This window comes from Achromobacter sp. RTa, from assembly GCF_000757485.1.
Classification (GTDB): Bacteria; Pseudomonadota; Gammaproteobacteria; order Burkholderiales; family Burkholderiaceae_B; genus Achromobacter.
The window spans coordinates 132,970-156,167 of record NZ_JPYO01000006.1 but is presented as its reverse complement, the minus strand read 5'-3'; the positions used below and the strand labels follow the sequence as shown (position 1 = coordinate 156,167).

At 67.7% G+C, this 23,198-nt stretch carries 24 protein-coding genes; 10 read left to right on the top strand and 14 right to left on the bottom strand.

Features of this window, described 5'->3' with window-relative positions:
* Positions 1 to 143: 143 nt before the first annotated feature.
* Positions 144 to 920 (bottom strand): enoyl-CoA hydratase, encoded by a 777-nt coding sequence (locus tag JL37_RS03760; RefSeq protein WP_043542097.1) that lies wholly within the window; start codon positions 918 to 920, stop codon positions 144 to 146.
* Positions 921 to 958: 38 nt separating this feature from the next.
* Between JL37_RS03760 and JL37_RS03755 the strand changes: the two genes are divergently transcribed.
* Positions 959 to 2,731, top strand: a complete 1,773-nt coding sequence (locus JL37_RS03755) for a M61 family metallopeptidase (protein WP_043542095.1) — start codon at positions 959 to 961, stop codon at positions 2,729 to 2,731.
* A 4-nt stretch (positions 2,732 to 2,735) separates the two neighbouring features.
* Here JL37_RS03755 and JL37_RS03750 read toward each other — a convergent pair whose 3' ends face one another.
* From JL37_RS03750 to JL37_RS03730, 5 genes are all read right to left on the bottom strand, one after another.
* A complete protein-coding gene (locus JL37_RS03750; protein ID WP_043542093.1) occupies positions 2,736 to 3,698 on the bottom strand; it encodes a tripartite tricarboxylate transporter substrate binding protein in 963 nt (320 codons plus the stop codon).
* A 42-nt stretch (positions 3,699 to 3,740) separates the two neighbouring features.
* Entirely contained in the window at positions 3,741 to 4,439 is a 699-nt protein-coding gene (locus JL37_RS03745) for a 3-oxoacid CoA-transferase subunit B (protein WP_043542092.1), read from the bottom strand.
* 1 nt (position 4,440) lies between these two features.
* On the bottom strand, positions 4,441 to 5,106 hold the full coding sequence (locus JL37_RS03740; protein ID WP_043542090.1) for a 3-oxoacid CoA-transferase subunit A: 666 nt from the start codon (positions 5,104 to 5,106) through the stop codon (positions 4,441 to 4,443).
* Positions 5,107 to 6,075 carry a tripartite tricarboxylate transporter substrate binding protein gene (locus JL37_RS03735; RefSeq protein ID WP_043542085.1) on the bottom strand — a complete coding sequence of 323 codons (969 nt, stop codon included), beginning with the start codon at positions 6,073 to 6,075 and terminating at the stop codon, positions 5,107 to 5,109. It lies immediately after the preceding gene.
* Positions 6,076 to 6,214: 139 nt separating this feature from the next.
* Complete coding sequence (locus tag JL37_RS03730) at positions 6,215 to 7,117, bottom strand: NAD(P)/FAD-dependent oxidoreductase (protein ID WP_043542084.1); 903 nt, start codon at positions 7,115 to 7,117, stop codon at positions 6,215 to 6,217.
* Between the two features lie 124 nt (positions 7,118 to 7,241).
* On the opposite strand from JL37_RS03730, the gene folB reads away from it, so the two are divergent.
* Positions 7,242 to 7,601: a dihydroneopterin aldolase gene (gene folB, locus JL37_RS03725; protein ID WP_043542083.1), complete on the top strand. Its 360-nt coding sequence runs from the start codon at positions 7,242 to 7,244 to the stop codon at positions 7,599 to 7,601.
* Between the two features lie 2 nt (positions 7,602 to 7,603).
* Complete coding sequence (gene ttcA, locus JL37_RS03720; RefSeq protein ID WP_052096835.1) at positions 7,604 to 8,569, top strand: tRNA 2-thiocytidine(32) synthetase TtcA; 966 nt, start codon at positions 7,604 to 7,606, stop codon at positions 8,567 to 8,569.
* 171 nt (positions 8,570 to 8,740) lie between these two features.
* On the opposite strand, the gene JL37_RS03715 is transcribed toward ttcA, so the two are convergent.
* The 5 genes from JL37_RS03715 to apaG form a co-directional block, all read right to left on the bottom strand.
* A complete protein-coding gene (locus JL37_RS03715; protein ID WP_043542081.1) occupies positions 8,741 to 9,697 on the bottom strand; it encodes a D-2-hydroxyacid dehydrogenase family protein in 957 nt (318 codons plus the stop codon).
* Between the two features lie 64 nt (positions 9,698 to 9,761).
* Positions 9,762 to 10,559: a DsbC family protein gene (locus JL37_RS03710; protein WP_043542078.1), complete on the bottom strand. Its 798-nt coding sequence runs from the start codon at positions 10,557 to 10,559 to the stop codon at positions 9,762 to 9,764.
* Between the two features lie 160 nt (positions 10,560 to 10,719).
* A complete protein-coding gene (locus tag JL37_RS03705; protein ID WP_043542077.1) occupies positions 10,720 to 11,889 on the bottom strand; it encodes a UbiH/UbiF family hydroxylase in 1,170 nt (389 codons plus the stop codon).
* Positions 11,886 to 13,184 carry a murein transglycosylase A gene (locus JL37_RS03700; RefSeq protein ID WP_043542076.1) on the bottom strand — a complete coding sequence of 433 codons (1,299 nt, stop codon included), beginning with the start codon at positions 13,182 to 13,184 and terminating at the stop codon, positions 11,886 to 11,888. Before JL37_RS03700 ends, JL37_RS03705 begins: the two co-directional genes overlap by 4 nt.
* Before the next feature lie 36 nt (positions 13,185 to 13,220).
* Positions 13,221 to 13,595 (bottom strand): Co2+/Mg2+ efflux protein ApaG, encoded by a 375-nt coding sequence (gene apaG / locus JL37_RS03695; protein WP_006392509.1) that lies wholly within the window; start codon positions 13,593 to 13,595, stop codon positions 13,221 to 13,223.
* A 90-nt stretch (positions 13,596 to 13,685) separates the two neighbouring features.
* Here apaG and rpe point away from each other — a divergent pair, with 90 nt between their 5' ends.
* From rpe to JL37_RS03660, 7 genes are all read left to right on the top strand, one after another.
* Entirely contained in the window at positions 13,686 to 14,414 is a 729-nt protein-coding gene (gene rpe / locus JL37_RS03690) for a ribulose-phosphate 3-epimerase (RefSeq protein WP_043542072.1), read from the top strand.
* A 12-nt stretch (positions 14,415 to 14,426) separates the two neighbouring features.
* On the top strand, positions 14,427 to 15,134 hold the full coding sequence (locus JL37_RS03685) for a phosphoglycolate phosphatase (protein WP_043542070.1): 708 nt from the start codon (positions 14,427 to 14,429) through the stop codon (positions 15,132 to 15,134).
* 279 nt (positions 15,135 to 15,413) lie between these two features.
* A complete protein-coding gene (locus JL37_RS03680) occupies positions 15,414 to 17,012 on the top strand; it encodes an anthranilate synthase component I family protein (RefSeq protein ID WP_043542069.1) in 1,599 nt (532 codons plus the stop codon).
* Between the two features lie 60 nt (positions 17,013 to 17,072).
* Positions 17,073 to 17,639: an aminodeoxychorismate/anthranilate synthase component II gene (locus tag JL37_RS03675; RefSeq protein WP_043542068.1), complete on the top strand. Its 567-nt coding sequence runs from the start codon at positions 17,073 to 17,075 to the stop codon at positions 17,637 to 17,639.
* A gap of 12 nt (positions 17,640 to 17,651) precedes the next feature.
* Positions 17,652 to 18,683 carry an anthranilate phosphoribosyltransferase gene (gene trpD, locus JL37_RS03670; RefSeq protein WP_043542067.1) on the top strand — a complete coding sequence of 344 codons (1,032 nt, stop codon included), beginning with the start codon at positions 17,652 to 17,654 and terminating at the stop codon, positions 18,681 to 18,683.
* Entirely contained in the window at positions 18,680 to 19,468 is a 789-nt protein-coding gene (gene trpC / locus JL37_RS03665; protein ID WP_043542066.1) for an indole-3-glycerol phosphate synthase TrpC, read from the top strand. The genes trpD and trpC overlap by 4 nt, the downstream gene beginning before the upstream one ends.
* Positions 19,469 to 19,525: 57 nt before the next feature.
* Positions 19,526 to 20,389 carry a LysR family transcriptional regulator gene (locus JL37_RS03660; protein WP_043542065.1) on the top strand — a complete coding sequence of 288 codons (864 nt, stop codon included), beginning with the start codon at positions 19,526 to 19,528 and terminating at the stop codon, positions 20,387 to 20,389.
* A 4-nt stretch (positions 20,390 to 20,393) separates the two neighbouring features.
* Here JL37_RS03660 and JL37_RS03655 read toward each other — a convergent pair whose 3' ends face one another.
* Genes JL37_RS03655 through JL37_RS03645 form a run of 3 tightly spaced genes read right to left on the bottom strand, consistent with a single transcriptional unit; the run spans position 20,394 to position 23,193 of the window.
* Entirely contained in the window at positions 20,394 to 21,566 is a 1,173-nt protein-coding gene (locus JL37_RS03655; protein WP_043542063.1) for a thiolase, read from the bottom strand.
* Positions 21,563 to 21,949 carry a Zn-ribbon domain-containing OB-fold protein gene (locus JL37_RS03650; protein WP_043542061.1) on the bottom strand — a complete coding sequence of 129 codons (387 nt, stop codon included), beginning with the start codon at positions 21,947 to 21,949 and terminating at the stop codon, positions 21,563 to 21,565. The genes JL37_RS03655 and JL37_RS03650 overlap by 4 nt, the downstream gene beginning before the upstream one ends.
* Complete coding sequence (locus JL37_RS03645) at positions 21,946 to 23,193, bottom strand: CaiB/BaiF CoA-transferase family protein (RefSeq protein ID WP_043542060.1); 1,248 nt, start codon at positions 23,191 to 23,193, stop codon at positions 21,946 to 21,948. The genes JL37_RS03650 and JL37_RS03645 overlap by 4 nt, the downstream gene beginning before the upstream one ends.
* Positions 23,194 to 23,198: the final 5 nt, after the last annotated feature.

Here is a 23,198-nt window from a genome sequence, read left to right as displayed (position 1 = left end):
ATGTCCCCGGTCCATACACTGGCCCGCCTTGGGGCGGCCCGGCGGCGGGCCGGCCATTCTTATGGAGACTGCGGATGCTGCCGACGTTACGCTCGCCAAGCGTGCTGGCGGCCCCCGAGGGGGCTGCGCCGTCGTAACCAACCTTAACGGTGTTTGAATTCCGGTTTGCGCTTTTCCGTGAAAGCAGCCATCCCTTCCTTCTGGTCTTCGGTGGCGAACAGCGAGTGGAAGACGCGGCGCTCGAACAGCAGGCCTTCGTTCAGCGAGCCTTCGAAAGCCCGGTTGACGCATTCCTTGGCCATCATGACCGACGGCAGGGACATGGAGGCGATGACGGTGGCCGCGTCCAGGGCTTCTTCCATGAGCTTGTCGGCGGCGACCACGCGCGACACCAGGCCGGCACGCTCGGCTTCCTCGGCGCCCATCATGCGGGCGGTCAGGGCCAGGTCCATGGCCTTGGCCTTGCCCACCGCGCGCGGTAGGCGCTGGGTGCCCCCCGCGCCAGGAATCACGCCCAGCTTGATTTCGGGCTGGCCGAACTTGGCGGTGTCGGCCGCGATGATGATGTCGCACATCATGGCGAGCTCGCAGCCGCCGCCCAGCGCATAGCCGGCCACCGCCGCGATCACGGGCTTCCTGATGCGCTTGAGCGTTTCCCAGTTGCGGGTGATGTATTCGCCGCCGTATACGTCCATGTACGACCAGTCTTTCATCGCGCCGATGTCGGCGCCCGCGGCAAACGCTTTTTCGCTGCCGGTGATGACGACCGCGCCGATGTCGGGATTGGCTTCGAAAGCCAGCAACGCCGCGCCGAGCTCATCCATCAGTTGATCGTTCAGCGCGTTCAGCGCCTTGGGGCGGTTGAGCGTCAGCAGGCCGACGCGGCCCCGGGTTTCGACCAGCACAAACGACTCGCTCATTGCATGTCTCCGAAGTTGTATGAAAGTAAGATATGGCTATGGAAAAAGACCAAGCCCCGCCGCTACTTTACCGCCTCGCGCCCCATGATCCCGCCGGACACCGCTACCGGATAACCCTAACCATCCCCGCGCCCTCTCCCGGCGGCCAGCGCCTGTCCCTGCCGGCCTGGATTCCGGGCAGCTACCTGATCCGCGATTTCTCGCGCCAGATCGAATCGCTGGCGGCCTATTCGGGCTCGCGCCGCGTGCCGGTCGACAAGACGGACAACCACACCTGGCAGGCCGCGCCCTGCGACGGCCCGCTGCGGGTGGAATATGTGGTCTACGCCTGGGACCTGTCGGTGCGCGGCGCGCACCTTGACGAGACCCACGGTTTCTTCAACGGCACCAGCGTGTTCCTGCGCGTGCACGGCCAGGACCACCTGCCCTGCCTGGTCGACCTGGCACCGCCGCGCGGCATCGATGGCTGGAAGGTCTACACCAGCCTGCCGGAAGCCCGCGGCCACCAGGGCGCGGCCCGCCGCCACGGCTTCGGCCTGTACCTGGCGCCGGACTACGACGCGCTGATCGACCACCCCGTCGAAATGGGCACGCCGCAAGTCTCCAGCTTCACGGCGCACGGCGCCGAGCACGAACTGGTGTTCACCGGCGTCGCGCCCAACCTGGACCTGGCCCGCATCACCGAGGACGTGCGCAAGATCTGCGAGACGCAGATTGCCTTCTTCGAACCCCGGACCCAGCGCGCGCCCTTCCTGGACAGCGCGGACCGCTACGTCTTCATGACCATGGTCACGGGCGACGGCTACGGCGGCCTGGAGCATCGCGCAAGCACGGCGCTGATGACCGCGCGCAAGGACCTGCCCGTCCTGGGGCAGCAGGGCCAGGGCGAGGGCTATCGCGGCTTCCTGGGCCTGGTCAGCCACGAGTACTTCCATACCTGGAACGTCAAGCGGATCAAGCCGGAAGCGTTCGCGCCCTACGATCTGACGCAGCCCGACCTGACCCGGCTGCTGTGGGTATTCGAAGGCTTCACCTCTTATTACGACGACCTGCTGCTGCTGCGCTCGGGCGCCATCACCCGGCCCGACTACCTGCGGCTGCTCGCCAAGACCATCTCCAGCGTGGCCCGCACGCCGGGCCGCGGCAAGCAATCCGTGGCGGAGAGCTCTTTCGACGCCTGGACGCGCTATTACAAGCAGGACGAAAACTCCCCCAACGCGCTGGTCAGCTACTACACCAAGGGCGCGCTCGTGGCGCTGGGGCTGGATCTGCTGATCCGCCGCGAAAGCGCGGGCGCGCGTTCGCTGGACGACGTCATGCGCCTGTTGTGGGAGCGCTACGGGCGGGACTTCTACCGGGGCAAGCCCCAGGGCCTGCCCGAAGACGGCCTGCCCGCGCTCATCCAGGAAGCCACGGGCGTCGATACCCGCCGCTTCATCGCCAGGCATGCCTATGGCACGGCCGACGTTCCGCTGGCGGAGCTGCTGGAGCCGCAAGGCGTCACGCTGCAATGGAAAGCCGCGGCCAATATCCCGTCGCTGGACGTGCGCACCCGCAAGCAGGGCGATTCGCTGGCGCTGGCAACGGTGCTGGAAGGCGGCGCCGGGCACAAGGGCGGGCTGTCGGCCGGCGACGTGCTGGTGGCGATCGACGGCTTGCGCGTGGATGCGCCGGCCGGCCTCGACCTGCTCCTGGCGCAATACCGGGCGGGCGACAGGGTGACGGTGCACGTGTTCCGCCGCGACGAGCTGCGCGCATTCCGCGTGAAGCTGGCCGCGCCGGAAGCCTTGGAGTGCGTGCTGACGGCCTGAAGCATCAGTTCAACTTGGCGCCCGACGTCTCGACCGCTTTCTTCCAGGTTGCGAGCTCGCGGTCGATGTGGCTGGCGAATTCGGCCGGTGTGGATCCTACGGTTTCATAGCCGTATCCCTCCACCTGCTGCTTCAGAGCCGGCACGGCCAGCGCCTCGGCGATGCCGCGGCTCAGGGTATCGACGACCGCGGGCGGCGTGCCAGCAGGCGCCAGCACGCCGTACCAGCCGTTCACCACGAAGCCCGGCACGGTTTCGGCCACCGTCGGCACGTCGGGCAGCAGGGGCGAACGGCGCGCCGCCGTGACGGCAATCGCCTTCAGCTTGCCGGCCCGCACTTGCGGCAGCGATGTGGAGATGCTGTCGAACATCAGCGACACCTCGCCGCCCAACAGGGCCACCACGGCCGGGCCGCTGCCCTTGTAAGGCACGTGCATCATGTCCGCGCCGGTCTGGTTCTTGAACATTTCCGCGGCCAGGTGGCTGGTGTTGCCATTTCCCGCGGAAGCGAAGCTGAGCTTGCCGGGATGGCTCTTGCCGTAGGCGATGAGCTCGCCAATGGTGTCGGCCGGGGTCGTCAAGGGCGCCGCCACCAGCATCGGCAAGGTGGCGACCAGCGACACCGGCGCGAAATCGCGGCGCGTATCGTAAGGCAGGGAGGGATACAGGCTGGGGTTGATCGTGTGGGCCGCCAGCACCATCAGCAGGGTATGGCCATCGGGCTTGGCGCGCGCCAGCTGCGCGGACGCAATGGCGCCGCCCGCGCCCGGCTTGTATTCCAATACCACGGGCTGGCCCCACTTCTTCTGCAGTTCCGCGCCCAACGGGCGCGCCAGCATGTCCGCGCTGCCGCCGGGCGGATAAGGGATGAGCAAGGTGATCGGCCTGTCGGGATACGCGGGCGCGGCCTGCGCGGCGCCCATGCACAGCATGCCGAGCGTTGCCGCGGCCAGTATGGAACGGATCATCAGGGTCTCCTTGGCCCGGGATCGGGCGGGAAGCGCCACGCGTCAGGCGTAGCGCGGCGTGCCGTCGGCCTCCAGCACGATACGCAGGGGCGCCGCCGGGAAATACAGCGGCGCGCCGGTCACGGAACGCAGGAATGCTTCATCTACGCCGGACGCCATCGCGTGGACGCGGAAGCCTTCCGGAGCCACGTCGATCACGGCCAGGTCGGTATAGATGCGAGTCACCACGCCCTTGCCCGTCAGCGGGTACGTGCATCGCTCCAGCAATTTTGGAGCGCCGTCGCGGCCGCGGTGCTCCATGGTGACCAGCACCTGCCTGGCGCCCACGGCCAGGTCCATCGCGCCGCCCACGGCGGGGATGGCGTCGGCCGCATCGGTCTTCCAGTTGGCCAGGTCGCCCCGCTCCGATACCTGGAACGCTCCCAGCACGGCGTAGTCCAGGTGGCCGCCGCGCATCATGGCGAACGAAACGGTGTGCTCGGTGATCGACGCGCCTTGCCGCAGCGTGACCGGCTGGCGGCTGGCGTTGATCAGGTCCGTATCCACGTTCTCGCCGCTGGCGGCCGGGCCCATGCCCAGGATGCCGTTTTCGCTGTGCAGGAGAATGTCCTTGTCGGGCGGGAGATAGTCGCCCACCAGGGTCGGCATGCCGATGCCCAGGTTGACGATGGAGCCGTCCGGGATGTCGCCGGCCAGGAGCCGGGCGATCTGCTGCCGGGTCAAGCCTATGGTTTCTTGCATATCAGGCCTCCACCCGCACGACGGACTTCACGAAAATACCCTGCGTCATGACCTGTTCGGGCGCAAAGGCGCCCAGCGGCACCACTTCATCGACCTGCGCGATGGCGTGGCCCGCCGCCATGCACATCACGGGATTGAAATTGCGCGCGGCGTGCCGGTACATCAGGTTGCCCCAGCGGTCGCCCAGATGCGCGCGGATCAAGGCGTAGTCGCCGCGCAGCGGCTGTTCCAGCACATAGCCCACGCCGTCGATCACTTCCTGGCGGCGGCCTTCGGCCAGTTCGGTGCCATAGCCGGTAGGCGTGTAGAACGGCCCCAGCCCGGCGCCAGCCGCGCGCAGGCGCTCGGCCAGCGTGCCCTGCGGCACGCATTCCAGTTCGACCTCGCCGGCCCGGTAGGCGCGCGCGAAGGCCTCGGAATTGGGCGGGCGCGGATGAGAGCAGATGATCTTGCGCACCTGCTTGCGGATCAGCAAAGCGGCGATGCCGCGCTCGAAGGTGCCTGCGTTGTTCGAGATGATGGTCAGGTCGCGCCGCCCCAGCTCCGCCAGGCAATGCAGCAGCTCGTAGGGCACGCCGGCCTCGCCGAAGCCTCCCACCAGCACCGACGCCCCATCGGGGATCACCGCCACCGCCTCGGCCATGGATGTTTGAATCTTGTCGATCACTTATTGCTCCTGCGCCAACCCGGCCGCATCCACGATCTGTTTCCAGCGCGCGCGCTCCTGGTCGATGAATGCCGAGAATTCCGCCGGCGTGTTGCCGCCGGCCTGCCCGCCCATGGCCTTGAAGCGTTCTCTGATCTCGGGACTGCGGACGATATCGCGCGTGGCGGCGTAGAGCTTGTCGACGACGCCGTCCGGCGTGCCCGCGGGCGCCACCAGGCCGAACCAGGCGGTGACCACCATGTCCTGCACGCCGGCCTCGGCCATGGTCGGCACGTCAGGCAATTCCGCCAGGCGCTTGCCGCTGGTGACGGCCAGCGCGCGCAGCTTGCCGGACTGGATGTACGGCATCGAACTGGGCAGGTTGTCGATCATGAAGGTGAACTGCCTGCCCAGCAGCGCGGCCACGGCCGGCCCCGCGCCCTTGTACGGGATGTGCGTGCCGGAGATGCCCGCGCGCTGCTTGAAGAGTTCGGCCGAGAGATGCGGCGACTGGCCGGCGCCCGAGCTCCCGAAGGACACCTTGGAAGGATCCCGCAGCGCCTCGGCCTTCAGCTCCGCCACCGTGCGGACGGGCGAGGCCTCGTTCACCACCAGCACGTTGGGCACCGAGATCACCAGCGTGACCGGCGCGAAATCGGCGGGCTTGTAGGGCAGCGTCTTGTATAGCGCGTAGTTGATGGCGTTGGGGCCGATGTTGCCCATCAGCAGCGTATAGCCGTCGGGCTTGGCTCGCGCCAGCGCCTGCGCGCCGATGATGCCGGCCGCGCCCGCGCGATTCTCCACGATGACCTGCTGGCCCAGCCTGGCGCCCAGCTTGTCCGCGATCAGGCGCGCGGAGATATCGGTGGTGCCGCCGGGCGAGGCCGGGATGATGAGTGTGATCGGCCTTTCAGGCCAGGCGGCATGGGCCGGGCCTGCCAAGGCGGCGGCCATCGCGCCGACGGCCAGCCAGCGGTGCGCGTGCAACATGTCTGTCTCCCAATGCGATCATTGTTCGATCAACTTGTGGCACAGAGTGTGTGCGCCGCGCTGGCAAATGACCATTCTCCAATCTGGAGGAGAGGCTTCGCCTGGGCTTAACGCCGCCTGCGCGGCGGGCACGGCCCGATTACGATCCGGCCCGCTCCCAGCGCCGCTGGATGGCCTTGGCCGCCACCACGCCGTCGGCCATGGAGGTCACCACGCAGGGATGCATGCGGTTGGCCACTTCGCCCACGGCGTAGATGTCCGGCACGCTGGTTTCGGCGGTGGCGAAATCCGTGCGGATGTAGCCGCGCTCGTCGCGCGCCAGTTGCAGGCTGTCGGCAAAGCCGGCCTGGGGCTCCCAGCCGTAGAAAACCAGGATCAGGTCGTACCGGCGGCCGTCGACGGTGCGCGCGGCCGGGTCGACCTTGTACGGGCCGATGCTCACGCCGTCGCGGCCGGCGCGCGTGACCCATTGCTGCTGGGCGCGGACGCTGCGGGCATAGAGATGGACGGCGCGCGCCCCGCGGTTGCGCACATAGACGTAATTTTCGAAGGCGTTGTCGCCGCCGCCCAGCACCGCCACGGACAGGCCGGAATAGTCCTGCGCCACGATGGGCGAGCCGGGGCCGATCAGCACGCCGGGCCAGGAGGCCCCCGCAGGATGGTCCGGCAAGCCCTTGGCCCGAACGCCGGAGGCGATGACCAGGGTGCGCGCCCGTGCCAGGGTCTCGGCCCCGCCCGGGCCGGCAAGGGTGGCCTCGATGCCGCCCTTGCAGGGACGCACCCCGGTGACGCGGGTTTCCAGGCGCAGCGGCACGCCGGCCGCCCGCACGCTCTCGGCTATATTGGCGGCCACCTGCTGCCCGGTGACGCCGGGCAGCACGGCGATCCAGTCGTCGGCGAACGGGTTCTCGTTGCCCAGCCCTCCCAGCCGGGCGCTGGCCTCGACCAATAGCGGGGACAGGCCCAGCCTGGCCAGCCACAGGGCGCAGGAGGCGCCGGCCGGGCCGCCGCCTACAATGACCGAATCGTGCATCTGTTGCATTTCACCCCTTATTGACTGCGCCGGCGCCTCGCGGGCGCCCGGACATGGCCGGATTGTAGCCAGCGGACCGCCCTCGTCCCGCGTCCGCCTTACAATTCCCGGCTACCCCACCCAGGTTTTCATCATGCCTACACGCCGCATCATCCTTTCCGGGCTCGCGCTCGACGCCCGCATCGGCATCCTCGAGCACGAACGCCGCGCCACCCAGCCCCTGCATGTCGACGCCGACTTCGACGTGGACATCCAGCGCGAGGTCGACGACCACGACATCCACAGCGTGCTGGACTACCGCCGCCTGCGCGAGGCCATCGTGGAGGAATGCACGCATGCCCACGTGAACCTGATCGAAACCCTGTCCGAGCAGGTTGCCGCGCGCCTGCTCGCCGACTTCCAGGAAATCCGCGCGCTGCGCCTGCGCATCAGCAAGCCCATGGCCTTTTCCGACTGTGCGGCGGTAGGCGTGGAAATCCAGATCACGCGCTGACCATGAACGACATCGCATCCCCCGGCCTCCTTACCGGAGCCGAAGAAAAGAAAGCCCGCCACGAAGGCAACAAGCTGACCAAGCGGCTTGCCCGCGAGACCACCCGCGCCCTGTCCGACTACAACATGATCCAGGACGGCGACCGCGTGATGGTGTGCCTGTCGGGCGGCAAGGACTCCTACGCGCTGCTGGACATCCTGCTACAGCTGCAAAAGCGCGCGCCTTTCAAGTTCGAACTGATCGCGGTCAACCTGGACCAGAAGCAGCCGGGCTTCCCGGCCGACATCCTGCCGCGCTACCTGACCGAGCTGGGGGTGCCCTTCCACATCGAGACCCAGGACACGTATTCGATCGTCACGCGCGTGCTCGAGGAAGGCAAGACCATGTGCTCGCTCTGTTCGCGGCTGCGCCGGGGCATCCTGTACCGCGTGGCGTCCGAACTGGGAGCAACCAAGATCGCGCTGGGACATCATCGCGACGACATCCTGGGCACCTTCTTCCTGAACCTGTTCTATGGCGGCAAGGCCAAGGGCATGCCGCCCAAGCTGGTGTCCGACGACGGCCGCCACACGGTGATCCGCCCCCTGGCCTATGTGCCGGAAACCGACCTGATCGCCTATGCGGAACTCAAGCAGTTCCCCATCATTCCGTGCAATCTCTGCGGCTCGCAGGAAAACCTGAAGCGCAAGGAAGTCGGCCGGATGATCAAGGAATGGGACAGGCAGCACCCGGGCCGCTCCTGGAACGTGTTCAACGCGCTTTCACGCGTGGTGCCCTCGCACCTGATGGACCGCGACCTGTTCGACTTCGTGGGCCTGAAACCCACGGGCGTGCCGGACGCCAACGGCGACACGGCGTTCGACGCCGTGGATCCGGAAGAGGATGGCGCCGAAGCCTGCGGCGACACGCCCCAGGCCGAAGAGCCGGGCGCCATCATCGAGAAGAAGGTGGTGTTCTCTCGGGGGTGAGACTTCCGTGTCTGACACCCTGGGGCGATGCCGTCACGGTCCATACGGGTGGTCAGAGGGTGTCAGACACTGGCCTCACCGTCTCGACTGCCTGACACCTGCCTCATCGTCTCGACTGTCTGATACTTGCCCCACCGTCGAGTACCTGACACTGGCGCCCGGCGGCATTGCTTACCCGTTCAGTACGCGTATCGGCTTGCCCGCGTGCCACGCTTGCACGGCTTCGAGCGCGTTCTGGTAGAACGCCTCGAAATTTTCGCGGCTGACGTAGCCCAGGTGGGGAGTCAGGATCACGTTGTCGAGGTCCCGCACGGAATCCGTGGGCGAGAGCGGCTCCTCGGGATAGACGTCCAGCCCCGCGCCGGCGATGCGGAACTTCACCAGCGCGTCCATCAGCGCTTCCTGGTCCACCAGGCCTGCCCGCGAGGTATTCACCAGGTAGGCCGTCGGCTTCATTGCGGCCAGCGCGGCGGCGTCGACCACGTGGCGGCTGCGTTCGGAAAGAATCAGGTGCAGGCTGATGACGTCGGACGTGGCGAAGAGCTCGTGCTTGTCCACCCGCTTCACGCCGGCGGCCTCGGCGCGCTCGTCGGTGAGGTTGGGACTCCAGGCCACCACATCCATGCCGAAGGCCAGGCCCACCTTGGCCACCGCGGCGCCCAGCTTGCCCAGGCCCAGCACGCCCAGGCGCTTGCCCGCCAGCGGCTCGGGCATGGCCGTCTGCCACATGCCGCGCCGCATGGCGGCGTCTTCGGCGGGCAGGTGCTTGAACAAGCCCAGGATGTGCGCCCAGGCCAGTTCGGCCGTGGCGGTGTTGGCGTCGGCGCTGCCGGGCGCGCCGCAGACGATGATGCCCTGCTCGGCGCAGGCCTGCATGTCGATGGCGTTGTTGCGCATGCCCGTGGTGATGAGCAGGCGCAAATTGGGCAGCGCCCGGATGCGTTCCGCGGGGAACGGAGTGCGCTCGCGCATGGCCACGATCACGTCGAAGGCCTCGAGCGAAGCCTCGACCTGTTCGGGCGGGATGAAATTGTTGAAGATCTGCACCTCGGCGTCACCGCCCAGCGAGGTCCAGTCCGCATAGCGCCGGGCTACGTCGTGGTAATCGTCGAGTATTGCGATTTTCAAGTGCTGTCTCCGGGTGGCGTGGCGCCTGTGGCGCCAGCCTCCCGGCCGGCGCTCATGGCGCCGGTCAGTTCAAGCGGGCTTTGAGTTGTTCCAGGGGCAGCGCGCCGCTGGTGCGCGAGCCGTCCGCGAAAAACAGGGTGGGCGTGCCCCGCACCATCAGCTTCTGGCCCAGGGCCAGCAGCTTGTCCTCGGGCACGTCGCACTCGGCGGTGGCGGGTTTCCGGCCGCGCAGCATCCAGTCGTCCCAGGCGGCGCCGGGGTCCTTGGCGCACCAGACGTCACGCACCTTGACCTTGGAGTCGGGCGACAGGATGGGATAGAGGAAGGTGTAGACGGTCAGGTTGTCGACGTCTTCCAGCGTCTTGCGCAACTGCTTGCAGTAGCCGCAGTTGGGATCCTCGAAAATCGCCACCTTGCGCGAACCGTCGCCCTTGACCTGCTTGATGGCCAGTTCCAGCGGCAGTTGGTCGAACGTGACGGCGCTCAGGCGTTCCTGGGATTCCCGCGTGACGTCGCGGCGCGTCATGGCGTCGATCAGCGGACCTTCCATGACCCACGTGACCTTCTCATCCGTGTAGATCATGTCCATGCCCAGCTGCACTTCGAACAGGCCATAAGGCGTGCGGCGCACGGCGGTGACGTCCATGCCGGAGAAACGCTGCTTGAACCGTTCCTTGACGGCGTCCGCCGCGGGATCGGCCGGCGCCGCCTGGGTCGTCGAGTAGACCTTGTCGCCCTTGGCGGGCAGGCCCTGCGATTGAGTGGAGACGGACTTGCCGTCCTGCGCCATCGCGCCGGTGGACACGCCCAGCCCCGCGGCCAGGAAACCAGCCGCCAGGACGGCGGATATGCGGAAATTCATCAGTACTCCTGTACTTGTCTATCGTGTTCTTCCGGGGAAGCGTAACCGATCCCCCCAAGGGCCGGCCCGGCAGAACCGTCTTAAAGTGAGACGCCCGCCATCATCCAAGGTTCCACTTCCGTGGCCGCCGCCCGGCGGGCAGGCGCCCCTTTCCTTGGCGTCAGTTGGTCGAGGCGCCGGCGATCAGGCGGCGCTTGATGAGGGGCGCGCGCTCTACCCAATGCATGCCGGCGTTGCGCAGCCACACCAGCGGCGTCGCCCGGGAGGCGAACAGCTTGTGCAGGCCGTCGGTGGCCAGGCGCATGGCCAGCACCGGCTCGGCCCGAGCGCGCTGGTAACGGTGCAGCACCCTCAGGTCGCCCGCTTCGCGGTAGGGTTCGCGTCCGGCGACCGTGCGCGCCAGGGCTTCGACGTCGCCCAGGCCCAGGTTCAGGCCCTGGCCGGCCAACGGATGCAGGCGGTGCGCCGCATCGCCCGCCAGCGCAATGCCGGGCGCGACCATCTGGGCGCGCTCCAGGGTCAGGGGAAAGCCGTGGAGCTTGCTGCGGACCTTCAGCGCCCCCAGGCGGCCTTCGGCGGCGTCGGCGAGCAGGGCCTCCAGGCGCGCTGCCTGCTCGGCAGCCGGCAGCGCCAGCAAGGCCTGGGCCCGCTCGCTGCGCATGGACCAGACCATGGAGACCTGCGGGCCATCCGCCGTGTCGGGCAGCGGCAGCAGGGCCAGCACGCCATCGTCGCGGAACCATTGGAAGGCCGTTCCCTGGTGCGGATGCTCAGCATCCAGGTGCACCACCAGCCCCGTATCGTCGTAGGGCTGGGACTCGTGCTTCAGGCCGGCCGCCGTGCGCAGCGGCGAGGCCGCGCCGTCGGCGCCCACGAACAGCTCCGCCTGGATCCGGGCCCCGCTTTCCGTTTCGACCGTGCCGGCGTGGTATCCCGTGCAGCGGTCTTCCAGCCAGGGGATCCCGAACATGCGCACGGCCTGGATCAGCACGCGTTCGATTTCGCCGGATTCGACGATCCATGCCAGCTGCGGCAGCGCCGCCTGCCAGGCGTTGAGATTCACCTGCCCGTCGGCGTCGCCGTGGATCTCCATGGCGCTGACCGGCATCAGCCGCGAGGCGGGCATGGCGTCCCAGACGCCCAATTCGGCCAGGAAACGCTGGCTGGCGGGAGAAATCGCGTACACGCGCGGGTGGTAGCGGTCGGGATCGGCCGCCGGCACGCTGGCGCGCGGCGCCAGCACGGCCACGCGCTGGCCGCGGCGGGCCAGCGCCAGGGCGGTGGACAGGCCGACGATGCCGGCCCCGCAAACGACGATCTGATGGCTCATCTTGCTGTCGGCTCCCCTGCTTGCTTGGGCCACAGCACCCACATCTGGCCGCGCTGCTTCATGCGGCCCGCCTGCTGGCCGGCCTCGTCCCCGTAGCCCCAGTAGAAGTCGGCGCGCGCCGCGCCGCGGATGGCCGTGCCCGTGTCCTGGGCGAACACCAGGCGCTGCAGCGGCCGGTCGGACGCCGGGTAGGTGGTGGCCAGGAACACCGGCGTGCCCAGGGGCACGAAGCTCGCGTCGACCGCCACCGAGCGCATCGGCGCCAGCGGGATGGCGTATGCCCCCTTCGGGCCCTGTTCCGGATCGACCACGGGCTCTTCCCGGAAGAACACGACGGCCGGATTGGCGTTGAGCATTTCGGGCACGCGCTTGGGATTGCGCTGCGCCCAGGCGCGGATGTTCTGCATCGACGCCTGGTCCGCGGACAGTTCGCCGCGGTCGATCAGCCAGCGGCCGATGGACGCATAGGGCTGGCCGTTGTGATCGGCGTAGGCCACGCGGATGGTCTTGCCGGTATCGGGGCCATCGGTGAGCTGAACCCGGCCCGATCCCTGCACCTGCAGGAAGAAGTTGTCCACCGGGTCGTCCACCCACACGACCACGGGCGGGCGGCGGCCGGACGATTCGATGGCGGCGCGCGTGTCGTAGGGCACCACCCGCTTGCCGTCCAGCTTGCCCCGCACCCGCTTGCCCGCCAGGTCGGGATACACCGACCCCAGGTCGATGGTCAGCAGGTCGGCCGGCACGGCGTACAACGGCCATTGGTAGTTGCCGCCCTGGCGGCGCGAACCGCGCACCAGGGGCTCGTAGTAGCCCGTGACCGTGTTGCTGGCCGGCTTGCCGTCGGCCGCGTTCAGGCGCCAGGGCTGGAGGTAGGTCTGCAGGAAGCGGCGCACGGCCTCGCCGTCGCCGGCGGCGGGCGCGCGGGACGGATCCACCGCCGCTGCGCAGACCGGCTGCCAGGCCCGCGGCGTGGCGCGCGCGGGCGCGGCCAGGTTGCCGGAGGTCGGACGCATCAGGCCGCGGCAGTTCCGCAGGAAAAGGGGCCAGAATCGCGACAGATCATCATTGGTCCAGCCGGGCATTTCGGCCCAGGTCCCGGGCTTGAACTTTCCCGCCAGCGCGCGCGGCGGGGTGTCGGGCAGCGCCGACAGCGGCGGAACCACCAGCGGGCCGTCGGCCGGGAAGCGGCTGCCGGCCGTGCCAGGCGCGCCGGATTCGGGAGGGATGTCGGAGGGCGTGGAACATGCCGCCAGCAATACGGACAGCACGGACAGACTGAGAATGCGCTTCATGAGCTGAGGAAAAACGTACGACGGGAGCCGGGCCATTCAGTGCAGGGTGCGCGGCATGGCCAGGACGAATTCGGAGATCGGCACTTCGAACGGGATGCCGTTCTCGCCGACGCAGTGATAGGTGCCTCGCATCGTGCCCACCGGGGTGGGCAGGGGACAGCCGCTGGTGTATTCGAAGGTCTCGCCGGGCGCCAGCAGGGGCTGCTGCCCGACGACGCCCAGCCCGCGCACTTCCTGCACGCGCTGGTTGCCGTCGGTGATGATCCAGTGGCGGCTGATCACCTGGGCGGGATGCTCGCCCGTATTGGTGATGCGGACGGTATAGGCGAATACGAATTGCTGTTCGCCGGGATCGGACTGTTCGGGCACGAAGCGCGGAGAGACAGAGACGCTCAGGTCGTAAGGTTTCACAGTCCTTCCCTGTGTAGCAGGCGCGGATCCCGGACCCTCCGGACCGGGCCATTCCCGGTACTGCGCCTCAAACTGCAATAATGGCACATTATGCCCTCCCCGACCCCGAACATCATGTCTACCCAACCGGCCTCCACCCGCATCACCCCCAGCATCCTGTCGGCTGACTTCGCCCGCCTGGGCGAGGAAGTCCGCAACGTCGTCGCCGCCGGCGCCGACTGGATCCACGTGGACGTGATGGACAACCACTATGTCCCCAACCTGACCATCGGCCCGATGGTGTGTTCGGCGATCCGTCCCCACGTCTCGGTGCCCATCGACGTGCACCTCATGGTGGAGCCGGTGGACGACCTGGTCCCGATGTTCGCCAAGGCCGGCGCCGACTACATCAGCTTCCATCCCGACGCCAGCCGCCACGTGGACCGCACGCTGTCGCTGATCCGCGAGAACGGCTGCAAGGCCGGGCTGGTGTTCAACCCCGCCACCCCGCTGTCCTACCTGGACTACGTGATGGACAAGATCGACCTGGTCCTGATCATGTCGGTCAACCCCGGCTTCGGCGGCCAGAGCTTCATTCCCGCCGCCCTGGCGAAGCTGCGCGAGGCCCGCGCCCGCATCGACGCCTGGACGCAGGCCGGCGGCCAGGAAATCGTCTTGCAGGTGGATGGCGGCGTCAAGATCGACAACATCGCCGAGATCCGCCGCGCGGGCGCCGACACCTTCGTGGCCGGCTCCGCCATCTTCGGCAAGCCGGACTATGCCGGCATCATCAAATCGATGCGCGAGCAGATCGCCATCGGCGAAACCACCGCCATCTGACCAGGAACCGACATGACCGCTTTTCGCGCCGCGCTGCTGGATCTCGACGGCACCCTCCTCGATTCCATTCCCGACCTGGCCTTCGCCGCCAATGCCATGCGCGTGGAGCTGGGCATGTCCCCGCTGCGCGAGGACGTGGTGGCCACCTTCGTGGGCAAGGGCGTGGACAACCTGGTCCGCCGCAGCCTGGCGGGCAGCCTCGACGGAGCCGCCCCGGAACCGGCCGAATTCGAACGCGCCCGCGCGGCGTTCTTCCGCCACTACCACCTGGTCAATGGCGAAAAGGCGATGGTCTATCCGGGCGTCATCGACGGCCTGAAGCACATGCGCGACCACGGCCTGAAGCTCGCGGTCGTCACCAACAAGCCGACCGAGTTCACGCTGCCGCTGCTGCAGCGCACGGGCCTGGCGGGCTTTTTCGAGGCGGTGGTCTGCGGCGACACCTGCGCGCGCCGCAAGCCGGATCCCGACCAGGTCCTGCATGCCTGCGAGCTGCTCGGCGTCTCCGTGGGCGAGGCCGTGACCATCGGCGATTCCCTTAATGACGCCCAGGCCGGCCGCAGCGCCGGCACGCAGGTGCTGGTGGTGCCATATGGCTACAACGAAGGAAGGGACGTGCGCGAGCTGGATGTCGATGGTATAGTTGACACGCTAGTCGACGCCGCCCAGTGGATCGCGGTCTGGAATCAGAACCAGAACGCGGCAAAAACCGGCTCTTGATGCCTCTGGCGGCTCGCAGGCACGCTTGACGCAAATTCAGCACCCGAATCCAAATACAGCTCAATGAACGCTTCCATCCAGAACCAAATGCTCGGCGCCTCGTGGCGCTGGTGGCGTTTGTCTTCCGGGTGGCGATGATCCCTCCCGGCCCTGGACGCGTATGCCGCCTAGTGCCGTAGCTGTGTAACCACAGAGCCAAGCCCGGAACCAGTAACCTGGACCGGGCTTTTTTGTTGTGCGCCTGGTCCGATAGCAAATCAATCGCTTACGAGACCCGACATGACCGAAATCGAATTCAAGGCCCTCGCCGCGGAAGGCTACAACCGCATCCCGCTGGTTGCCGAAACCTATGCCGACCTGGACACTCCCCTCGGCATCTACCTGAAGCTGGCGCATGCCGGCCCCCTGGCGGGCCGCATGACCTGCCTGATGGAATCGGTGGTGGGCGGCGAACGTTTCGGCCGCTATTCCTTCATCGGCCTGCCGGCCCGCACGGTGATCCGCGCCAGCGGCACCCGCACCGAAGTGCTGCACGACGGCAAGATCGCCGAAACCCATGACGGCGACCCGCTGGCCTTCATCGAGCAATACCAAAGCCGCTTCAAGGTCGCCCTGCGCCCCGGCATGCCGCGTTTCTGCGGCGGCCTGGCCGGTTATTTCGGCTACGACACGGTGCGCCACATCGAGCCCTGCCTGGGCCCCGCGGTCAAGCCGTTTCCCGCCGGCATGGAAGGCGGCACGCCCGACCTGATGCTGATGCACGTGGACGAACTGGTCATCGTGGACAATCTGGCCGGCCGCATCTACCTGATGGTCTACGCGGATCCCAGCCAGCCCGAGGCCTACAGCCGCGCCCAGCAGCGCCTGCACGACCTGCGCGTCCGCCTGCGGCGCCCGGTGGAAATCCCCTACAGCCACGCCAGCATGCAGACCGAAGAGCGGCGCGACTTCAAAAAGGAAGACTATCTGGCCGCCGTGCGCCGCGCCAAGGAGCACATCGCCGCGGGCGACCTGATGCAGGTACAGATCGGCCAGGTCATCGCCAAGCCCTTCCGCGACTCCCCCCTCTCCCTCTACCGCGCCCTGCGGTCCCTCAATCCCTCCCCCTACATGTACTTCTGGAACTTCGGCGACTTCCAGGTGGTCGGCGCGTCGCCCGAGATCCTGGTGCGCCAGGAGCGCGTGGTGGAGAACGGCGAGGCCAAGTCGCAGATCACGATCCGTCCCCTGGCCGGCACCAGGAAGCGCGGCGGCACGCCCGAGGAGGACGCCGCCCTGGCCGCCGAACTGAAGGCCGACCCCAAGGAAGTGGCCGAACACGTGATGCTGATCGACCTGGCGCGCAACGACGTGGGCCGCGTGGCCCAGGTGGGTTCGGTCAAGGTCAGCGACACCATGGTGATCGAACGCTATTCGCACGTCATGCACCTGGTGTCCAACGTCACCGGCACGCTCAACTCCAAGAAGATGCCCCCACGCTCACTGGGTTCGCTGCCCCCCGAGGGGGCTGCCGGCGCCTTGGGGCGGCCCGGCGACGCCGGCCTGAGCAGCATGGACGTGCTACGTGCCGTATTTCCGGCCGGCACCCTGACTGGCGCGCCCAAGGTCGAGGCCATGAAGATCATCGACGAGCTGGAGCCCGTGCGCCGCGGCATCTACGGCGGCGCGGCCGGCTACCTCAGCTATGGCGGCGAAATGGACGTGGCCATCGCGATCCGCACCGGCGTCATCAAGGACGGCACGCTGTACGTGCAGGCCGCGGCCGGCATCGTGGCCGATTCCAGCCCCGAAGCCGAATGGGCCGAGACCGAAGCCAAGGCCCGCGCCGTGCTGCGCGCGGCGGAGCAGGTGCAACACGGCCTGGACGAACCCATCTGAGGCCCGCGCGGCTCAACCCGGACACCCCCGGGCCGCCGGACGGCCCGACAGGAGAAAACAATGCTGCTGATGATCGACAATTACGATTCTTTTACCTACAACCTGGTCCAATACTTCGGCGAGCTGGGCGAAGAGGTGCGCGTGGCGCGCAACGACCAGATCACGCTGGAAGAGATCGCCGCCATGAACCCGGACCGCATCTGCGTGTCGCCCGGCCCCTGCTCCCCCGCCGAGGCCGGCATCTCCGTGCCTGTCATCCAGGCCTTCGCGGGCAAGAAACCCATCCTGGGCGTATGCCTGGGCCACCAGGCCATCGGCGCCGCCTATGGCGGCGACATCGTCCGCGCGCAGCAGATCATGCACGGCAAGACCGTGCGTATCTCGCATACCGGCACCGATATCTTCTCCGGCCTGCCCACCCCGTACACGGCCATCCGTTACAACTCCCTCACCATAGACCCCGACACCCTGCCCGAGTGCCTGGAGGTAACGGCGACCGCCCCCGATGGAGACATCATGGGCGTGCGCCACAAAACTCTGCCGCTATACGGAGTACAGTTCCACCCCGAGTCCGTGCTCAGCGAGCATGGCCATGCCCTGCTGCGCAATTTCCTGAACCTCGCCTAAGAAGGAAGCATCGTGACGATTTCCCCCTCCGAAGCGCTGACGCGCTGCATTGAACACCGCGAAATTTTCCACGACGAAATGCTGCATCTGATGCGCATGCTGATGCGCGGCGAGATGTCGCCGCAGATCGCAAGCGCCCTGCTGATGGGCCTGCGCGTGAAAAAGGAAACCATCGGCGAGATCACGGCGGCCGCGCAGGTCATGCGTGAATTCGCCACGCCCGTGGCCACCCCCAACCCCGAAGACCTGCTGGACATGTGCGGCACGGGCGGCGACGGCAGCCATACCTTCAACATTTCCACCACCGCCATGTTCGTGGCCGCGGCGGCCGGCGTGCCGATCGCCAAGCACGGCAACCGCAGCGCCTCGTCCTCCAGCGGCAGCGCCGACGTGCTGGAAGCCCTGGGCGCCAACCTCGTGCTGACGCCCGAGGAAGTGGCCGAGTGCATCCAGGCCACCGGCATCGGCTTCATGTTCGCCCCTGCCCACCATGGCGCCATGAAGAACGTGGCGGCGGTGCGCAAGGAACTGGCCGTCCGGACGATCTTCAACATCCTCGGCCCCCTGACCAACCCGGCCGGCGCCGCCAACCAGCTCATGGGCGTATTCCACCCCGACCTGGTCGGCATCCAGGTCCGCGTGCTGGAACGCCTGGGCTCGCGCCACGTGCTGGTCGTGCATGGCAAGGACGGCATGGACGAAGCCTCGCTGGGCGGCGCCACCATGGTCGGGGAACTCAAGGACGGCAAAGTCCTCGAATACGAGATCCACCCCGAGGACTACGGGCTATCCATGATGTCCAACCGGAGCATCAAGGTGTCCAATCGCGAACAATCGCGCGAGCTTGTCATTGAAGCGCTCGAGAATGTCGAGGGCACGGCCCGCGACATTGTCGCGCTCAACGCCGGGCTCGCCATCTATGCCGGCAATAAAGCCGATTCCATTCCCGCAGCCTTAGCGCTAGCATTTGAACTGATTTCCACCGGCGCGGCACGAGCCAAGCTGGAAGAATTCTGCGCATATACCCGGAAATTCCAGAAATGAACGATATTCTTGCGAAGATCCTCGCCGTCAAGGTCGAGGAAGTCGCCGCCGCCCGCCAGATGCGCAGCGAAGCCGAAGTCCTGCGCGAGGCGCAGGCCCGGCAAGACGTCCGCGGCTTCGCCCAGGCCATCGAAGACAAGATCTCGCAGGGCAAGGCCGGCGTCATCGCCGAAATCAAGAAAGCCTCGCCCTCCAAGGGCGTGCTGCGCGACACCTTCAACCCTGTCGAAATTGCCTCCTCCTATGCGGTGCACGGCGCGGCCTGCCTGTCCGTGCTGACCGACGTGCAGTTCTTCCAGGGCTCCCACGACCACCTGCGCCAGGCGCGCGCGGCCTGCTCGCTGCCGGTCCTGCGCAAGGACTTCGTGATCGACCCCTACCAGATCATCGCCGCGCGCGCCATGGGCGCGGACTGCGTGCTGCTGATCGTGGCCGCGCTCTCCCCGGCGCAGCTGCGCGACATGGAAACCCTGGCGATGGAGCTGGGCATGGACGTGCTGGTGGAAGTTCACGACGCCAAGGAACTGGACATCGCGCTGGAAATGAAAACGCCCTTGCTGGGCATCAACAACCGCAATCTGCGCACCTTCGAAACCAGCCTCTCGAACACGCTGGACCTCCTGCCGCGCATCCCCCCGGGCAAGCGCGTCGTGACGGAAAGCGGCATCCTCAAGCCGGAAGACGTGAAGCTGATGCGCGAACACAAGGTCGACGCCTTCCTGGTGGGCGAGGCCTTCATGCGCGCCAAGGATCCGGGAGTGGAGCTAGCGCGCCTGGTCGGCTAGCCCCCGCCGGCGGCCTCGCGCGCCGGGCGCGGCCCGCCCCGGACCCGCCAGGAGCCCATGGATACTTCCTTCCTGCTCAATTTCATCCAGGTCATCGAGCACGGCTCGATAGCCGAGGTCGCGCGGAAGAACGGCCTGACCCCGGCGGCGGTGAACCAGCGCATCAAGAAAATCGAGGACGAACTCGGTTTCAAGCTGGTCGTGCGCTCCGGGCGCACGGTCAAGCCTACGGTCGAGGGCGCCCAGATCCTGGCGCAGGCCAAACACGTCATGGAAGAGGTCCGCAACCTCAAGGCCGCGTCGCAGGGGCCTGTGGTGTTCGGCCACCTGACCCTGGGCGCGTTCGATTCCGCCATGACGACGCTTATGCCGCCGCTGCTGGCGCGGCTCATCGCCCGGTACCCCAATCTGGAGATAAGCCTGGTCAAGGGCTATTCCGTCAATCTCTACAGCAAGATATGCGACGGTGAAATGGACGCGGCGCTGATCCTCCAGCCCCAGTTCCAGATGCCCAAGAACCTCGAATGGCGGCGCGTCCGCGACGAGCCGCTGGTGGTGCTGGCGCCGGCCTCGCTGGCGGAAACCGACCCGCACCAGCTGCTGCGCGCCAACCCGCTGATCTGCTACGACCGGAAACTGTGGGGCGGGCAGCTTGCCACCAACTATTTCCGCCAGCACAGCATACGGCCGAAGATCCGCATCGAAACCGCGTCCATCGAGGTCATCGCCCTGCTCGTTGCCCAGGGGCTGGGCGTGACCCTGATCCCGGACGGCGCCGGCGAACTGGCGGCGAATCCCAAGCTGCGCAAGGTCCCGCTGCCCGGCAACGAGCATTTCCGCAGCGTCGGCCTGCTGTGGAACCGGCAATCGGTCCGCGCCGCGCTGATCGAGGAAATCTACGACATCGCGCGGGCGGCCTGAACGGCTAAAGCGTCTCCGCGGAACCCAGGATGACGGTGGACTGGCTCGACAGCGTGCCGCCGTTGCCGTGGGCCAGCGCGAGGCGGACGTCCTTGACCTGCCGCTGCCCCGCCTCGCCACGCAACTGGCGCACCGCCTCGATCACCAGGAATACGCCGTACATGCCCGGGTGCACGCAGGACAGCCCTCCTCCATTCGTGTTCACTGGCAGGCGGCCGCCCGGAGCGATGCCGCCCCCGCGCACGAAGGCCCCGCCTTCTCCCTTGGGGCAAAAGCCCAGGTCCTCCAGGAACAGAATGGTATTGATGGTGAAGGCGTCGTATAGCTCGGCCACGTCGATGTCGGCGGGACGGCAGCCCGCCATGTCGAAGGCCAGCGCGCCGGACTGCCTCGCCGCCGTCATGGTCAGGTCCTCCATGGCGGAAATCTGGCGGTTCCATACCGCCGTGGCGCTGCCCATGATATAGGCCGGCGGCCGGGGCAGGTCCCTGGCGCGGTCGGCCCGCACCATGACGAAGGCGCCCGCCCCGTCCGTCACCAGGCAGCAGTCCCGCACGGTCAGCGGATCCGACACCATGCGGGCGCCAAGCACGTCCTCGATCGAGAGCGGATCCCGGGAGTGCGCCTCGGGGTTGAGCCGGGCCCAGCGGCGCGCCGCCACCGCGACCTCGGCAAGGTCCTCGCGGCGCGTGCCGAACTGGTGCATGTGACGCCTGGCCGCCAGCGCGTAGGCGCTGGGCGGATTCAGGGGCGCATAAGGCGCCTCGTGGGGCTGGGGATCCAGCGCCTTGCGGGCGCCGGCGATCGCCGAACGGCCGACCGCGGCGGTTTTCTGCGCGCTGCCGTAACAAACGAGCACGGCATTGCACTGCCCCGATTCCAACGCATGCGCGGCCGCCAGGATGTAGGACATGAAACTGGACCCGCCCAGGCAGGTGCCGTCGATGTAAGTCGGCCGGATGCCCAGCGTCTCGATGACGGACATCGGCCACATGCTGGCGGCCACGCTGGACGTCGCGATGCCGTCGATGTCCCGCAGCGTCAGCCCCGCGTCCCGCACGGCGGCATGCGCGGCGCGCGTCAACAGCTCCATGTCCGTATAGCCCGGCGCCTGGCCCAGCCCGAAGTGGCCGACACCGGCGATGGCCGTCTTGCCCCGAAGTTGCCGGTAGTTCATCTCGCCTCCTCGAACAGCACCGCCGGCGCGCCGTCGCGCTCGCCGATCAAGGCCTGCACGGCCATGCCGATGCGCACCTGATCGGGCGGCATGCCCACCACGCAGGACATCATGCGCACCCCCTCCTCCAGGTCGACCAGCGACACGTTGTAGTCGCCGCCCGCCTCGGGTTTGCGCGCCACGGTAGTGAAGCTGTAGACCGTCGCCCGGCCCGCGGGCGCGACCCAATCCAGCGCATCGCCGCCGCAATGCGGGCAGATCTCACGCGGATAAAAGACGTGGCGGCGGCATGCGGAGCAATGCTGTATCAGGAAGCGGCCCTGCGCCAGGTGGTCGAAATACTGCCGTTCGACGCCCACGGCTGCGGTTGATGCGCCGGTCATCGCGATCCTCCATTGGCGGCGTGCTGCTGCAGCGCCGCGATTTCAGTGTCGGAGCATCCCAGCCTCGCGCTGAGAACGTCCCGGGTGTCGGCGCCCAGCAAGGGCGCGGCATTGCGGTAGGCCACCGGGCTGTCCGAGAAACGCATCGGGCTGCGGACCTGGGGCACGCTGCCGCATACGGGATGCGGCAGCGAGAACTTCAGGCCCCGTGCCTGCACCTGCGGATCTCCGTGGACCTGGGCGATATCGTTGATCACGCCCACGGGCACGCCAGCGGCGTCCAGCAGCCTGACCCACTCGTCGCGGCCCCGCGCGCGGAAGAGGCGTTCCAGCTCCGGGATGAGCGTGGCCTTGCCGAGCACGCGGCCGGTGTTGGTGAGGTAGCGCGGATCCTCTCCCAGGTCCGGGCGGCCGGCGGCCTGGCAGAACTTCTGGAACTGGCCGTCGTTGCCCACGCCCAGCACCACGTGCCCGTCGGCGGCCTCGAACACCTGGTAAGGCGACAGGTTGACATGGGCATTGCCTTCGCGGCGCGGCACTTCTCCCGACAGGAAGTAGTTGAAGTTCTGCACGCCCAGCGCCGCCACCTGGCAGTCCAGCATGGAGATATCGATGTGCTGGCCCAGGCCGCTGCGGCCCCGCTCGTGCAGCGCCGCCAAGATGGCGCTGGTGGCGTACATGCCGGCCATCAGGTCCGCGGCGGCGTTGCCGGCCTTCTGTGGGCCACCGCCGGGCAGCGCGTCCTTCTCCCCGGTGATGCTCATCAGGCCGCCCAGCGCCTGGATGACGAAGTCGTAGCCGGGCTTTTCCGCGTAGGGGCCGTCCTGTCCGAACCCCGTGATCGAGCAGTAAATGAGCCGCGGGTTCATGGCGATCAGGCTGGCATGGTCCAAACCGTACTTGCGCAGCCCGCCCACCTTGAAGTTCTCCACGAATATGTCCGCTCCGGCCGCCAGGCGGCGCACCGCGTCGGCGCCGGCCGGCGTGGAGACATCCAGCGCCAGCGACTTCTTGTTCCGGTTGGCGGCCAGGTAGTACGCAGATTCCTGCGTCCGGCGCCCGGCGGCGTCCATCAGGTTGGGCGGCCCCCAGCCGCGGGTATCGTCGCCCGACAGCGGACGCTCGATCTTCAGCACTTCGGCGCCCAGGTCCGCCAGGTTCTGGGTGCACCAGGGCCCCGCCATGATGCGGGTCATGTCCAGCACGGTGATGCCGCTAAGCGGCGGTTCTCTTTTGATCGACATAGGAT